Origin of the sequence: Streptomyces tuirus (assembly GCF_014701095.1) — a bacterium.
GTDB lineage: Bacteria > Actinomycetota > Actinomycetes > Streptomycetales > Streptomycetaceae > Streptomyces > Streptomyces tuirus.
The window spans coordinates 5,304,582-5,319,181 of sequence record NZ_AP023439.1 but is presented as its reverse complement, the minus strand read 5'-3'; the positions used below and the strand labels follow the sequence as shown (position 1 = coordinate 5,319,181).

Annotated in this window: 12 protein-coding genes; 4 read left to right on the top strand and 8 right to left on the bottom strand. The window is 71.6% G+C overall.

The genetic code is table 11. The features are described 5' to 3' along the window. Positions 1-2: 2 nt before the first annotated feature. The 3 genes from IGS69_RS24555 to IGS69_RS24545 form a co-directional block, all read right to left on the bottom strand. A complete protein-coding gene (locus tag IGS69_RS24555; RefSeq protein WP_190902676.1) occupies positions 3-665 on the bottom strand; it encodes an NADPH-dependent F420 reductase in 663 nt (220 codons plus the stop codon). A 196-nt stretch (positions 666-861) separates the two neighbouring features. After that, positions 862-1,074, bottom strand: coding sequence for an EF-hand domain-containing protein (locus IGS69_RS24550; RefSeq protein ID WP_030855113.1), 213 nt, complete (start codon positions 1,072-1,074; stop codon positions 862-864). A 59-nt stretch (positions 1,075-1,133) separates the two neighbouring features. Beyond that, the gene (locus tag IGS69_RS24545) at positions 1,134-2,048 is read right to left on the bottom strand and encodes a MerR family transcriptional regulator (RefSeq protein ID WP_190902675.1); all 915 of its coding nucleotides are present in this window, start codon (positions 2,046-2,048) and stop codon (positions 1,134-1,136) included. Positions 2,049-2,096: 48 nt separating this feature from the next. Between IGS69_RS24545 and IGS69_RS24540 the strand changes: the two genes are divergently transcribed. After that, the gene (locus tag IGS69_RS24540) at positions 2,097-2,774 is read left to right on the top strand and encodes a GNAT family N-acetyltransferase (protein WP_190902674.1); all 678 of its coding nucleotides are present in this window, start codon (positions 2,097-2,099) and stop codon (positions 2,772-2,774) included. Here IGS69_RS24540 and IGS69_RS24535 read toward each other — a convergent pair. The 5 genes from IGS69_RS24535 to IGS69_RS24515 form a co-directional block, all read right to left on the bottom strand. Continuing rightward, positions 2,741-3,919, bottom strand: coding sequence for a YncE family protein (locus IGS69_RS24535; RefSeq protein WP_190902673.1), 1,179 nt, complete (start codon positions 3,917-3,919; stop codon positions 2,741-2,743). The two genes, IGS69_RS24540 and IGS69_RS24535, sit on opposite strands and share 34 nt — an antisense overlap. Positions 3,920-3,996: 77 nt before the next feature. Further along, positions 3,997-4,605: an ATP-binding protein gene (locus tag IGS69_RS24530; RefSeq protein WP_190902672.1), complete on the bottom strand. Its 609-nt coding sequence runs from the start codon at positions 4,603-4,605 to the stop codon at positions 3,997-3,999. Positions 4,606-4,773: 168 nt separating this feature from the next. Further along, a complete protein-coding gene (locus IGS69_RS24525; RefSeq protein WP_190902671.1) occupies positions 4,774-5,541 on the bottom strand; it encodes an enoyl-CoA hydratase/isomerase family protein in 768 nt (255 codons plus the stop codon). Between the two features lie 88 nt (positions 5,542-5,629). Then, positions 5,630-6,862 (bottom strand): L,D-transpeptidase, encoded by a 1,233-nt coding sequence (locus IGS69_RS24520; protein ID WP_190902670.1) that lies wholly within the window; start codon positions 6,860-6,862, stop codon positions 5,630-5,632. 154 nt (positions 6,863-7,016) lie between these two features. Next, entirely contained in the window at positions 7,017-8,261 is a 1,245-nt protein-coding gene (locus IGS69_RS24515) for a L,D-transpeptidase (RefSeq protein WP_190902669.1), read from the bottom strand. 188 nt (positions 8,262-8,449) lie between these two features. On the opposite strand from IGS69_RS24515, the gene glgX reads away from it, so the two are divergent. The 3 genes from glgX to IGS69_RS24500 all read left to right on the top strand — a co-directional run bounded on the left by glgX (position 8,450) and on the right by IGS69_RS24500 (position 14,600). After that, the gene (gene glgX / locus IGS69_RS24510) at positions 8,450-10,717 is read left to right on the top strand and encodes a glycogen debranching protein GlgX (protein WP_190902668.1); all 2,268 of its coding nucleotides are present in this window, start codon (positions 8,450-8,452) and stop codon (positions 10,715-10,717) included. Positions 10,718-10,911: 194 nt separating this feature from the next. Then, on the top strand, positions 10,912-12,705 hold the full coding sequence (locus IGS69_RS24505; protein WP_190902667.1) for an ABC transporter ATP-binding protein: 1,794 nt from the start codon (positions 10,912-10,914) through the stop codon (positions 12,703-12,705). Next, positions 12,702-14,600 (top strand): ABC transporter ATP-binding protein, encoded by a 1,899-nt coding sequence (locus IGS69_RS24500; protein ID WP_190902666.1) that lies wholly within the window; start codon positions 12,702-12,704, stop codon positions 14,598-14,600. Before IGS69_RS24505 ends, IGS69_RS24500 begins: the two co-directional genes overlap by 4 nt.

Genomic DNA, 14,600 nt, shown 5'->3' with positions numbered 1-14,600 from the left:
GGCTAGCCGCTGAACTCCGGTGTGCGCTCCGGGGACGCCTCGGCCAGGGCCTTCGTGACCGCCTCGGTTCCGCCCCGCAGGCCGTAGACCGGGGTGCCGGGCTGCTGGCGCCAGGAGTCGTCGATGCCGCCCGCGTCCACCGTGTCGAAGCCGAGAGCGTCGATCAGGTCTCGCACCGTGCGCTTGGCCGCCTCGTCGTCGCCGGCCACCGGGAGGGCCATGCGGTCGGGGTCACCGGCGGGGAGCGGGCGGTCCAGGATGTCCTGGGCGTAGGTGCCGTTGAAGGCCTTGACGACGGGGTGGCCGATCCGGCGTTCCGTCCAGCGGCTCTCGGTGAGGCCGTCGTCCTCGATCTCCGCGATCCGGCCGTCGCGCTGGCGCGGGTAGTAGTTGCCGGTGTCGATGACCGCGACGCCATCGGCCGCGCCGTCGAAGAGGCCGGCGGGAAGGTCCGGGACCGCCTTCAGCGGGATGGTGACGACGACGATCTCGGCGTCCCGCGCCGCCTCCCCGACGGTCACGGGGGTCGCGCCGGTCTCCTCCGCCAGGGCCGTGAGCGTCTCGGGGCCGCGGGAGTTGGCGACGGCCACGTCGTGCCCGAGTGCCGTGAGCCGCCGGGTCAGGTTGCCGCCGATGTTGCCCGCCCCGATGATGCCGATCTTCATGTCCTCGCCTTGCCCTTCCGGAGATGAACAGCGCCGCGTGAAGCCTTCGTGACCGGGGTCAACCTCGGGGGCGGACGGGCTATTCCGGGTGCGGGAAGGGGTTCTCGAGCCGCTGTCCGGGCGCCCCGGGGCACGGCGAGGGGCCCGGTCCGGGGATCATGGACCGGGCCCCTTCGCGCACGGGCGAGCCGCAGGCCTACTTGTTCAGGTAGGCCCAGAACTCGTCGAAGCTCAGCTGCTTGTCGCCGTCGAGGTCGCGGGTCTTGATGACGACCTCGGCGACCGACTCGGTGACGTTCCAGTCGCCCGACTTGGCCAGGGCGCTCTTGAACTCGGCAGCGGTGATGAAGCCGTCACCGTCCGTATCGATCCGCTCGAACTGCTTGCGTGCTTCCTCGATGTCCGCCACCGATCCGCCCCTCATCTCGTGCTGTGCTTCCTGCCGGCGCAGGTCTGACGCAGGTCAGATTAACTGGCCGGGCGGGCCCCCAGCGCGGCGACCACCCAGGCGAACTCCTCGTCGTAGGTCGGCTGGGCGTCGAGGCCGTTGACGATGGCCTGCAGTTCGCGGTAGCGGGCGACCCGACCATGGGAGGCGGCCGTGAGGCGTTCCAGTACGACGGCCCGGTCCGTGCCGCCGATCAGGTCGCGGAGGACCTCGTCGGCCTCCGGGGTGCCGGGGGCGATGCCGCGCCGCCGTGCCTGGGTGGCGAGCGACACGAGCCGGCTCATGAACCACAGGGACGAACCGGGCGGGACGTCGGGCCCCCGGTCCGCGGCGTTGAACTCGATCATCTGCCGCATCTGCGCGCGGAAGCCGGGGTCCTGGATCAGCTCGGCGAGCTCCACCCAGGCGTCCACCTGCTCGGGCGTGGGGTCGTCGGGCAGGTGGGCGGCCGCGAAGCGCAGCCTGCGGCGGATGTCAGGGTCGGCCATGTCGATCCCCTCGAAGACCTCCGCCATGAAGTCCTCGACGATCCGCCGCCGTTCGGCCGCCGACAGCCGTGCCAGTCTGTTCACGAGCGTCATCTCCTCCGCGCCGGATCCCCGCTTCGCCACGGTCGACAGCACCGCACGGGTCACCTTGAGCCCCCGGATCTGCGCGTCCAGCGCGACCACGTGCGCGGCCGCGACCTGCGCGACAGTCGTCTCGCCGGCCAGTACCCGGCGGACGTCCGCGAGGCCGAGGCCCAGCTCGCGCAGGGTGCGGATCAGCTCCAGCCGTGCCACGCAGGCCGCGTCGTACAGCCGGTATCCACCCGCGGTCCGGTCGGCCGGGGGCAGGGCGCCCTCGTCGGACCAGTAGCGGATGGTGCGCACGGTGAGTCCCGTGACCCGGGCCAGTTCGCCGATGGTGAGCAGTCCGGTGCGGTCGTCGATCATGCCTGCGAGTCTGGACCCTCCAGCGGGTGGAGACTCAAGGAGCGCGGTGTGACGGACACTCTGGCGGACATCCTCGACGCGGCGGCGCGGGGCGTCTTCCCGCCGGCGGACGGCGGTACGACGATCGTGCCCCAGCCCTCGGCCCGCGACGCCGGGGTTCTCGCCTTCACGGCCCATTCGGTGGTCTTCACGGACGAGGACCCCGACTGGGTGCGCGGCGTCCTCGCCCGTACCGAGTGCGACGCCCTCGCTGCCACGATGAACGCCCGTTTCCTGACGGCCCTGATGGACCGGACGGGGCGTAGGTCCGACACGGTCGACGTGCTGCTGACGGGTGCCGCGCTGCCCGGGGAGCCGCCGGTCGCGCTCAGGGAGGTCGACGACCCCGGGCATCCGCGCGTGGTGTCGGCGCTGCGGCGGCGGGACGGCGTGCGCGTGTGGACGACGGACGGCGGAGTGCTCGTGCTGGGCCGCGGGGTGGCCGGACGCTGGGAGGTCGCCGTCGAGGTGGAGGAGGGGGCGCGGCACCGCGGGGTCGGGCGGCGGCTGGTGTCGGCGGCGCGGCGGCTGGCCGGGGGCGCGCCGGTGTGGGCGCAGGTGTCGGCGGGGAACGCCCGCAGTCTGCGGGCGTTCCAGGCGGCCGGGTACCGGCCGGTGGGCTCGGAAGTGCTGCTCGTCCCCTCAGCGGGGTCTCACCGGAAGATGCCGGTGTGGCCGAGCGAGTAGCGGCCGGGCTGTGGGTAGACGGCGAGGCCGTGCGGGCCGCTGCCGACCGGGATCCGGGCGAGCTGGATGCCGGTGCGGGTGTCGACGGCGTACACCTCGGCGTCGTAGCGGCCGGACAGCCACAGCACCTTGCCGTCGGCGGAGACGCCGCCCATGTCGGGGCTGCCGCCGTCGGGCAGCTTCCACTTCTTGGTCAGTTTGCCCTGGGTGAAGTCGAAGACGGAGATGGTGCCCTCGCCGCGGTTGGTCACGTACATCTCGCGGGAGTCGCGGCCGACGTAGAGGCCGTGGCAGCCCTTGCCGGTGGGCATCAGGGTCGGCTCGGTGAAGGTGTCGCCGTTCAGGACCCACATGCCGTGGGCCATCATGTCGGCGATGTAGAACCTCTTGCCGTCGGGTGAGACCTTCACGTCCTGCGGCATGGCGCCCTCGAACGGCAGCCGTTGCTGCCCGACGACCTCCATCTTCTCGGTGTCGACCTTGAGCAGTTCGCCGCTGAACTCGCAGGAGACGATGAAGTAGCGGCCGTCGAGGGAGAAGTCGGCGTGGTTGACGCCGTAGCAGGAGACCGGGACGGTCTTCTTCACCTTCATGGTGTGCGGGTCGCGGAAGACCAGTTCGCGGTCGAGGGAGGCCATGACGACGGCGTATCTGCCGTTGGGCGTGAAGTAGAGGTTGTAGGGGTCGTGGACCTCCACGTCCTTGCCCGCCTTGCCGGTCTTCGGGTCGATCGGGGTGAGGGTGTGGCCGCGGTTGTTGTTGACCCAGAGCGTCTTCAGGTCCCAGGAGGGCACGACGTGCTGGGGCTGCCGGCCCACGCGGATCGTCTCGATGACCTCGTAGGTTTTCGGGTCGATGACGGTGACCGTGTCGGACTCGGTGTTGGGGACGTAGACCCGGGACGGGAAGTCCTTGACGACGGGGGACAGCTTGCCCGGGCGGTCGGCGGCGTACACGTCCTCGGGGTCCAGGACGGGCGGCATGCCCGGCAGGCCGTTCACGGGCTTCTTCTCCGGCGGGGCGGGCACGGCGGCCTTGGTGCCGCGCGCTTCGGAGGTCCGTTCCCCGCTCCCGGTGCCGCAGGCGGAGAGGACGGCGAGGGCGGCGCCCGCGACCAGGGCGCTCTTGACGAGATGGCGGTGCATTGCACCATTTAATGGGCGCCTCGCAGGGAAACCGTTGATTCGGCCGTCCGGCGACCGGGTGAGGCATCAGAAGGGCCCTAGCGGTCGGCGACCCGCATCTCGAACCAGGTCGTCTTGCCCCGGGGCAGCAGATCGACCCCCCAGCGGTCGGCCAGCTTGTCGACGAGGAACAGGCCCCGGCCGCTGATGTCCATCTCCTGGACCGGCATCAGGCACGGCAGCCCGCGCGAGGGGTCGCGGACCTCGACGCGGATCCAGCCGCGGCGCCGGTGCAGACGCAGCCCGAAGACGCGGGCGCCGGTGTGGCGTACGGCGTTGCCGACCAGTTCGGAGACGAGCAGGACCGCGTCCTCGGTGGTCTTGGGGGTGAGTCCCCAGTGACGCAGGACCACGACCTGGGTGAGGCGTCTCGCGGTGGCCGCGGACTCGGGGCGGGACGGCAGTGGAACCTCTGCCTCCGTCGGGTTGCCGTACAACTCCAGCGCCTTCAGCGCGTGTTCGTCCTCGACGGTCGGCGACCAGCGCGCCGCGGCCGCATGTGCGTGTCCCCGCGGCTGTTCCATACCCTCCAGCCCCGCCATGCCCCCATCATGGCTGCCCGGGGCGCCCGGCGGGGCCGTTCCCGGGGAATACGCCCCGGGGAACGGGGGATGAACGAGTGGCCGTCCGTCATATGCCAGCGGCACTTCGGAGTCTCCGCCACCCCAGCTGACCTGCCGGAACGTCTCATTCCGGGGCAATCGACGGACTCTTCCGTTCCGGCACGCTTAAGGCTGTCTTAAGGTTGCCATAAACCGCCCCATCGAGGGACCCGGGTCAGACACCGTGTCAATTGCAAGCCCCTGGAGGGATGTTCAGAGGAACTTCGCCTTGCCCGGGCCCTCCTCGACGAAGCTGCGCATCCCGCGCTCGCGGTCCTCGGTGGCGAACAGGCCCGCGAACCAGTTCCGTTCGACGGTGAGGCCCGTGTCGATGTCCGTCTCCAGGCCCGTGTCGATCGACTCCTTGGCGGCGCGCAGCGCCAGCGCCGGGCCCTGCGCGAGCTTCGCGGCCCAGGCGTGTGCCTGCGCGTACACCTCGTCGGCGGGGACGACCCGGTCCACCAGGCCGATCTCTCGGGCCTCGTCGGCCTTCACCATGCGGCCCGTGAAGATGAGGTCCTTGGCCTTGGAGGGGCCGACCAGACGGGCCAGGCGCTGGGTGCCGCCGGCGCCCGGGATCAGGCCGAGCAGGATCTCCGGCTGGCCGAGCTTGGCGTTCTCGCCGGCGATGCGGAAGTCCGCGCACAGGGCGAGTTCACAGCCGCCGCCCAGCGCGTACCCCGTCACGGCCGCGACGACCGGCTTGGGGATCCGGGCCACCGCCGTGAACGAGTCCTGCAGGGCGCGGGCGCGCAGGACCATCGCGGTGTGGTCCATCGCCTGCATCTCCTTGATGTCCGCGCCGGCCGCGAACACCTTCTCGCCGCCGTAGAGCACGACGGCCCTGACGTCCTCGCGGCGCGTGGCCTCCTCGGCCAGTTCCTTCAGCCGGTCCTGCGTGGCGATGTCCAGCGCGTTCATGGGCGGGCGGTCGAGACGGATCGTGCCGACGCCTTCAGCGACTTCGAGAGAGACGGTCATAGGCAGCAGGTTAACGGGGGCTAACGCGAAAGAGCCCGGTGCGGTGGGTCACACCGGCCGGGCTCCTCATGGCGTGCAGGAAGGAGGACTACTTCTTCCACTTCTCCCAGGACATGTTCCAGCCGTTCAGTCCGTTGTCCGGGTCGACGATCCGGTCCTCGGAGTTCTTGACGACCACCACGTCGCCGACCATCGAGTGGTTGAAGAACCACGCGGCCGCCACCTTCTTGTCCCAGCCGCCGCGCACGTCGCGCAGGCCGATGCAGCCGTGGCTGGCGTTGTAGTTGCCGAAGGCGCCGCTCGCCCAGTAGTTGCCGTGCAGGAAGGTGCCGGAGGTGGTCAGGCGGACGGCGTGCGGGACGTCCTTGATGTCGTACTCGCCGCCGTAGCCGACGGTCTCGCCGTTCATCCGGGTCACCGTGAGCATCTCGCTGATGACCATCTGCCCGTTCCAGGTCTCCATGCCGGGCTTGCCGGTGGTGACCGGGATGGTCTTGAAGAGCTTGCCGTCGCGCATGACCTTCATCGTGAGCTTCTTGGCGTCGACGACGGAGACCTGGTTGCGGCCGATGGTGAACTTCACCGTCTTGTCCTGCTCGCCGTAGACACCGGAGCGTCCCTCGACGCCGTCGAGGTTCAGGTCGACGGTCACCTTGGTGCCGGGCTTCCAGTACTTCTCGGGGCGGAAGTCGAGACGGTCGTTGCCGAACCAGTGGCCCTCGACGTCGACGGCCGGCTCCGTCTTGATGCGGATGGCCTGCTCGACGTCCTCGGGGTTGGTGATGCCCCGGTCGAAGCGGATGGAGAACGGCATCCCGACGCCGACCTTCGAGCCGTCCTCGGGGGTGAAGGTGCCGGTGAAGGTGTTCTCCGGGGTCAGCGTGGTGAAGCCGGCGTCCTCGGCGGCCGTGCGGCCCTCGGAGTCCTTGGCGACCGCGTGGACCGTGTACTTGGTGGCGCCGGCCAGGTGGGTGGACGGCGTCCAGTTGGCGCCGTCCCCGGATATCGCGCCGTCGACCTTGTTGCCCTTGGCGTCCTTGACCTCGACCTCGGTCAGCTTCCCCTTCTCGGCGGTCACCTTCAGCGCACCGCTCGTGTCGACGGACTTGGCGCCGTCCTTGGGGGTGATGCCGATGACCGCCTCGGACTGCTTGCTCCGCGCGGCGCCCGAGTCCTTGCCCTTGCCGTCGCCCTCGCCGGAACCGGAGCCGGTCCCCCCGCCGCCGCACGCCGTCACGGCGAGAAGCAGCACGCCGATCGCCGACGCGAGCATTCCGTTCCTGCGCCCAACCGACGCCCCCGATATCGGTCGCCCGTTCACGTCTTTCTCCCCTCCCAGGGCCTGGTCAGGCCCGCACCCCGCGCGTCCTGCGCGCGTCGGCGAATAGTAACCACAGGGTGCACGGCCCCGGAGGCCCGCGATTGTCACTGTTCGGTCCCAACAGATCGCCGGCTCAACCCGCCCCCTTGTCGGGCTACTTCAGCGCACTGCCCGCCTTCCACGCATTCCAGTCCATATTCCAGCCTCCGAGCCCATTGTCGGGAGAGACCTTTTTGTCATTGCTGTTGACGACCTCGACGACGTCCCCGATGAGGCTGCGGTCGAAGAACCAGCCGGCCGGGGTGTCCGAGCTGCCGCCCTTCACGTCGCGCAGCCCGATGCAGCCGTGGCTGACGTTGGTCCGGCCGAAGACGCTGTGGTGGGCCCAGTAGTTGCCGTGCAGGAAGGTCCCGGAGTCGGTCAGGCGCATGGCGTGCGGGACGTCGGGGATGTCGTACTCGCCCTTGCCGTCGCGCTTCTTGAAGCCGACCGTGGCGCCGTTCATCCGGGTGACGTCGAGCATCTCGGTCACCACCATCTTGCCCTTGTACGTGGTGTTGCCGGGGGCCCCGGCCGTGACGGGCACGGTGGCGAGGGGCTCGCCGTCGCGCCGGACCTCCATGGAGTGCGCGGCGGCGTCGACGATGGAGACCTGGCTGCGGCCGACGGTGAAGGAGAACGTCTTGCGCTGGAGGCCGTAGACGCCGGGGGCGCCCTCGACGTCGCGCAGGTTCAGGGCGACGGTGACCTGGGTGCCGGGTTTCCAGTAGTCCTCGGGGCGGAAGTCGAGGCGGCTCCTGCCGAACCAGTGCGGGCGGATCTCGACGGCCGGGCGAGCGGTGACCCGGATCGCGCGTTCGACGGCGGCCCGGTCGGTGATCTGCCGGTTGAACTCCAGGGAGACGATCATGCCGGTGCCGACCGTGGCGCGGTTCTCCGGGGCGACGTAGCCGATGAAGCGTTCCTCCGGAACGTAGGTGGTGAAGGTGGTGTGCCGGGCGGAGCGGCGTCCGCCGCCGTCCACGGCCACGGCGTCGATCGTGTACTTGGCGGCCAGCGCGAGCCGTTGGTCGTCGGGTTCCCAGGTCAGGCCGTCGGCGGAGAGGTGCCCGGGCACCGGGGACTCCTGCGCGTCCTGCGACCTGACGACCCGCACCTTCTCCAGCCGGCCGTCGGGCACGCGCACGCGCAGCTTCTTCCCGGGGCGCACTCCCCTGCTGCCGTCGTCGGGCGAGACCTTGATGACGTCCTCGGGCGCCGGGGGCGCGCCGAACGCCCCGGCGATCCCTCCCGCGTCGTCCGAGGTACAGCCCGTGGCTCCGGCGAGGAGCCCTGCCCATGTCACTACGGCGGCCAGCGCGGCCCTCGCGCGCCGCGCGCGCCCTTGTACGTGCCTCACGCGGTGCCCAACGACCGGTCGTGTCCCCGGGAAACGACCATGCCCGCCCCCGGGGAAACGTGAGTGCGACCCACGCTCTGGGCAGAACAGTGGGGAGGACGACGCGCAGGGGAGCCGCGACCCGGGCCGCAGCACTGGCCGCACCCCTCTGTCCCCCGTCGTCCCATGAGCCGGTGGGAGGCTGACAGGTGTCCAGCGCAGCCGAGCAGGAGGCGGTGGCCGGTCATCGGGCCACCGGGAACGGGCGCCAAGCCGCCGCCGTGAACGGCGCACGACGGGCCGCGCCGCCGCCCACCGTGCCCGCGTGGCCGGGCGCGCCGACGCCGCTGGGCGCCCGGTTCCGGGTCGGCCCGGACGGGGTGGCGGGCACCAACTTCGCGTTGTGGGCGGGCGGGGCCGAGGGCGTCGAGCTGTGCCTGTTCGACGAGGCCGGCAAGGAGTCGCGGGTCCGGCTCGCCGAGCTGACGCACGAGATCTGGCACGGCTTCGTCCCCGGTGTGCTGCCCGGGCAGCGCTACGGCTACCGGGTGCACGGCCGCTGGGACCCGTGGACCGGCGCCCGCTGGAACCCGGCGAAGCTGCTCCTCGACCCGTACGCGCGGGCGGTCGACGGCGCCGAAGGAAATGACTACAGCAGTCTGCCGCCGGAGGTGTACGGGCACGTCCGCGACTGGCCGCAGCAGCATGTCGCCGACACCGTGCGCGACGACCGGGACTCGGCGCCGCACGTCCCGAAGGGCGTCGTCGTGCACGATGACGACGACTGGGCCGACGACCGCCGCCCGAAGACGCCGTGGGCGGACTCGGTGATCTACGAACTGCACGTCAAGGGCTTCACACAACTCCACCCGGGCATCCCCGAGGAGCTGCGCGGCACCTACGCCGGCCTCGCCCACCCGGCCGCCATCGAGCACCTGGTGAAGCTGGGCGTGACGGCGGTGGAGCTGCTGCCGGTGCACCAGTTCGCCCACGAGGACCACCTGCTGCGCAGAGGCCTGAAGAACTACTGGGGCTACAACTCCATCGGCTACTTCGCCCCGCACGCGGCGTACGCGGCCTCCGGGACGACGGGGCAGCAGGTCGGCGAGTTCAAGCGGATGGTGCGCGCCCTGCACGCGGCGGGGATCGAGGTCATCCTCGACGTGGTCTACAACCACACCGCGGAGGCGGGCGAACTGGGCCCGATGCTGTCCCTGAAGGGCATCGACAACCGCGGCTACTACCGCCTCCAGGACGACGCCCGCCGCTACGCCGACTACACCGGCTGCGGCAACACCCTGCACGTGGTCCAGCCGCACGTGCTGCGGCTGATCACGGACTCGCTGCGGTACTGGGTGACCGAGATGGGCGTGGACGGCTTCCGCTTCGACCTGGCGGCGGCGCTGGCCCGTTCCATGCACGACGTCGACATGCTCTCCCCGTTCCTCGCGGTGATCGCCCAGGACCCGGTGCTGCGCCGGGTGAAGCTGATCGCCGAGCCGTGGGACGTGGGCTCGGGCGGCTACCAGGTGGGGGCGTTCCCGCCGCTGTGGACGGAGTGGAACGACCGGTACCGCAACGCCGTGCGGGACTTCTGGCGGCACGCGCTGCCGGACGTACGGGAGATGGGCTACCGGCTGTCGGGCTCCAGCGACCTGTACGCCTGGGGCGGGCGCAGGCCGTACGCCTCCGTCAACTTCATCACCGCGCACGACGGGTTCACCCTGCGCGACCTGGTGAGCTACGAGCGCAAGCACAACGAGGCCAACGGCGAGGGCAACCGGGACGGCACGGACGACAACCGGGCCTGGAACGGCGGCGCCGAGGGCGGGACGGACGACGAGGGCGTACGGGCGCTCAGGCGGCGGCAGCTGAGGAACCTCCTGACCACCCTGCTGCTGTCGACGGGTGTGCCCATGCTGGTCGCGGGCGACGAACTGGGCCGCACCCAGCGCGGCAACAACAACGCCTACTGCCAGGACAACGAGATCAGCTGGCTGGACTGGGAGCTGCTGGAGGACCCCGGCTGGCAGGCCCTGTTCGCGCTGACCTCCCGGCTGATCGCGCTGCGCCACCGGCATCCGGTGCTGCGGCGCCGGGCGTTCTTCTCGGGCCGGGCGCAGACCGCCGACGGGCTGCGCGACCTGGCCTGGTTCACGTCGCGGGGCACGGAGATGACGGAGCAGGACTGGTACGCGCCCGCCGCCACGCTGGGCATGTACCTGTCCGGCCGGGACATCCCGGGCCGTGACGAGCGCGGGGAGCAGATCCTCGACGACAGTTTCCTGGCCGTGCTGCACGCGGGCGAGGGGCCGGTGGACTTCCGGTTGCCGGGGCCGCCCTGGGCCGAGCGGTACGAGGTCGTCGTCGACACGAGCCTGGAGGAGCAGGGAGAGGCTCCGGGCGTGGAGCACCGGGCGGGTGCGGAGATCACGATGCCGGCGCGGGCGGTGCTGCTGCTGCGGGTGGCGGACTGAGGCATCGTTTCACCAACGGGGCGGAGGGCGGCGCCGGACGGGACTCCGTGAAAGCAAGCCGGGCATCCCCCTCCGATGGGTACGGCGGGTCCGGGCCGGCCCGTCGGAACCGCAGGTCGTAGGACCAGGGACCGACCCGGTTCCGGCGGAAACTCGCTGGGCAGTGTCAGTGGCGATCCGTAGGCTCGCTGCTGATGGCCACGACACCCGCCCCCGCCCAGGACCGTTCCACCGTAGGCACGCTGCTGCGGCTGTGGCCGTATGTGCGGCCCGTGCGGGCGCGGCTGTCCGGTGCCGCGTGCGTCGCGATACTCGCCTCCTGCGTGGGCCTGGTCATCCCGCTCGTCCTGAAGTGGATGGTGGACGGCCCGATCGCCCACCGGGACCCGGCCGGAGTGTGGCTCGGCGCGCTGTACCTGCTGCTGCTCGGCTTCACGGAGGCCCTGCTGTTCGGGCTGCGGCGGTTGCTGGTGGCCCGTCCGCTCTCGCACGTCGAGGCGTCGATGCGGGCGGCTCTGTACGGGCACCTCCAGCGGCTGCCGGTGGCCTTCCACGACCGCTGGGCCTCGGGGCAGTTGCTGTCCCGGGCGACGACGGACCTGATGCTGCTGCGTCAGTTCCTCGCCTTCCCACTGACGTTCCTCCTGGTCAACGGCGTGACGATCCTCGTGGGCGTGGTCATCATGCTGCTCCAGGACTGGACCCTCGGGCTGGTCATCCTCGGGCCCGCCATCCCCCTCATGGTCACCTGCATGGTCTTCGAGAGGCGCTACGCCAAGCTGGCCCGGCGCGCGCAGGACCAGGTCGGCGATCTGACGACGGTCGTCGAGGAGAGCGTCCTCGGCATCCGCATCATCAAGGGCTTCGGCCGCCACCGCAGCCAGGCGCGGGCGTTCCGGGACCTGTCGCAGACACTGCGCGGCACGGAACTGCGCAAGGCGCGGCTGCTGGCGACGATCTGGGGCGTCATCGTGACGCTGCCCGAGGTCGCGATCGGCGCGGCGCTGGTGGTGGGGGTCGTCCAGGTGGCCGACGGGGCCCTGTCGGCGGGGACGCTGGTGGCGTTCCTGTCGACGGCGCTGGCGCTGCGGTGGCCGGTGGAGTCGATGGGGTTCCTGCTGGCGATGAGCCAGGAGGCGGCGACGGCGACGGAGCGGTACTTCGAGGTCATGGACGAGGAGGTGGAGGACGCCACCACCGCCCCGGGCACCGCCTCCACCACCGGCACCGGTCAGTCGGGGGACCGGGGGCTGCGCTTCCACGCCGTCGGTTTCCGCTACCCCGACGCTCCCGCCGGCACCCCGCCCGTCCTCCAGCACATCGACCTGCACATCCGGCCGGGCGAGTCCATGGCCCTGGTCGGCGCCACCGGCAGTGGCAAGACCACCCTCACCGCACTCATCCCCCGTCTCTACGAGCTCACTTCGGGCCGCATCACGCTCGACGGCGTCGACATCACGGAGCTGTCCGGACAAGCGCTGCGCGCCAAGGTCGCCGTGGCCTTCGAGGAGCCCACGCTGTTCTCGGCCGCGGTCGGCGACAACGTTCTCATGGGGGCGCGGGACACCGCCGGGAAGGCGGACCTGGAGCGGGCGCTCGCCGTCGCCCAGGCCGACTTCGTGCACGCCCTGCCCCAGGGGACGGACACCCAGGTGGGCGAGCAGGGCCTCAGCCTCTCGGGTGGTCAGCGCCAGCGCCTCGCGCTCGCCCGGGCCGTCGTCGGGCAGCCGGAGTTCCTCGTCCTGGACGACCCGCTGTCGGCCCTGGACGTGCACACCGAGGCCGCCGTCGAGGCCGCCCTGCGGCAGGTCCTCGCGGACACCACCGCCCTGATCGTGGCGCACCGCCCGTCGACCGTGCTGCTCGCCGACCGTGTCGCCCTGCTGTCCGGCGGCCGGATCGCCGCGGTCGGCACCCACCACGAACTGCTGCGTACGAACGCCGAGTACGCGCATCTGATGTCAGGGGAAGAGGAGGGCGCACGATGACGGCGGCCACCAGCGCACCGGCCGGCGACAAGCCCGACGGCCAAGCGGGCGGCCAAGCGGGCGGCCAACCGAGCGGCCGGACCGACGACCGGCCCCTCGTCCCGGGCGACCCCTTCGACCGGGACGTCCTGCCCACCCCGCCGGGCGCCACCGGAGCCCTGCTGCGCTCCCTGCTCGCGCCGCTGAAGGCCCGGGTCACGGTCACGACGCTCCTGCTGCTGCTCCAGCAGGCGGTCGTGCAGGCGGGCCCCCTGCTCGTGGCGTACGCCATCGACCGTGCCGTACCGGCGTTCCGGGCGCAGGACCACGGGCCGCTGATCGCGGTGGGCGTCGGCTATCTGGCGTGCGCGCTGGCCGCGGGCGGGCTGCAGTTCGCGTTCGTCGCCGCGGCGGCCCGGGTCAGCCAGGACGTGCTGCTGGACCTGCGCGGCCGGATCTTCCGCCACGCGCAGGCGCTGAGCGTCGACTTCCACGAGCGCTACACCTCGGGCCGGCTCATCTCCCGCTCCACGACCGACGTGGAGTCGCTGCGGGAGCTGCTGGACGAGGGCCTCCAGGAGCTCGTGACGGTCATCCTGTCCTTCGTCTACATCTCGGCCATGCTGCTCTGGCTGGACCTGGGCCTCGGGGGCGTGGCGGTGGCGTCCCTGGTGCCGCTCCACGCGCTGGTGCGGTGGTACCAGCGGCGGGCCGGGCGGGTGTACCGGGCCCGCTCGACCGCCATCGCGGCCGTCATCGTCAAGTTCGTCGAGACCATGAACGGCATCCGGCCGGTGCGCGCCTTCCGCCGCGAGGCCGCGGGCGACGCGGACTTCGGCGCACTCAACCGGCGGCACGAGAGGACCAACGGGGACGCGCTGCTGGAGATGGCCCGCTACGTCACCGGCTCGCGGCTCGTCGCCAACACGGCGGTCGCGGCGATCGTGCTGTGGGGCGCCCACCGGGTCGCGGACGGCACGCTGGCCCTCGGTGTGCTGGCCGCGGCCGTGCTGTACCTGCGGCGCCTGTACGACCCCATCGACCGGCTCGGGATGTTCCTCAACTCCTATCAGTCGGCGGCGGCCTCCCTGGAGAAGATCGCCGGGCTGCTCGCCCAGACCCCGTCCGTCCCCGAGCCGGCCACGCCCCGGCGGCTCCCGCCGCTCGCGGGCGAACACCCCGGCCGCGGGGTGGTCTTCGACGGCGTCCGCTTCGGCTACCGCACCGGCGGCGAGGTGCTGCCCGCGTTCGACCTCACCCTCCCGGCCGGACAGACCGTCGCGGTCGTGGGCTCCACGGGCGCCGGCAAGTCGACGCTGGCCAAGCTGCTGGCCCGGTTCTACGACCCCTCCGGCGGCCGGGTGCTGCTGGACGGCGTCGACCTGCGCGACCTCGCCGTGCCCGAGCTGCGGCGCGGGGTGGTCATGGTGACGCAGGAGGCGTTCCTGTTCTCCGGGACGGTCGCCGACAACATCGCGATCGGCCGCCCGGACGCCACCCGCGAGGAGATCGAGCAGGCGGCGAAGGAGATCGGCGCGCACGACTTCATCAGCAGCCTGCCCGACGGTTACGACACCGACGTCCGCAAGCGGGGCGGCCGCATCTCCGCCGGGCAGCGGCAACTGGTGGCGTTCGCCCGGGCGTTGCTGGCCGACCCGGCGGTGCTCATCCTCGACGAGGCGACCAGCTCGCTGGACGTCCCCGGGGAGCGTGCGGTGCAGCGGGCCATGACGACGGTGCTGAAGGGCCGTACGGCAGTGGTCATCGCGCACCGGCTGTCGACCGTCGAGATCGCGGACCGGGTCCTTGTGATGGAGCACGGCCGGATCGTGGAGGACGGCCGGCCGGCCGAACTCATCGGGGGCACGGGCAGGTTCGCGGATCTGCACCGGGCCTGGCGGGACAGTCTGGCGTAG

Coding starts and splice junctions, on each gene's coding strand:
- IGS69_RS24555 (WP_190902676.1), bottom strand. CDS start 665: ATGAAGATCGGCATCATCGGGGCGGGCAACATCGGCGGCAACCTGACC.
- IGS69_RS24545 (WP_190902675.1), bottom strand. CDS start 2,048: ATGATCGACGACCGCACCGGACTGCTCACCATCGGCGAACTGGCCCGG.
- IGS69_RS24505 (WP_190902667.1), top strand. CDS start 10,912: ATGGCCACGACACCCGCCCCCGCCCAGGACCGTTCCACCGTAGGCACG.
- IGS69_RS24525 (WP_190902671.1), bottom strand. CDS start 5,541: ATGACCGTCTCTCTCGAAGTCGCTGAAGGCGTCGGCACGATCCGTCTC.
- IGS69_RS24535 (WP_190902673.1), bottom strand. CDS start 3,919: ATGCACCGCCATCTCGTCAAGAGCGCCCTGGTCGCGGGCGCCGCCCTC.
- IGS69_RS24500 (WP_190902666.1), top strand. CDS start 12,702: ATGACGGCGGCCACCAGCGCACCGGCCGGCGACAAGCCCGACGGCCAA.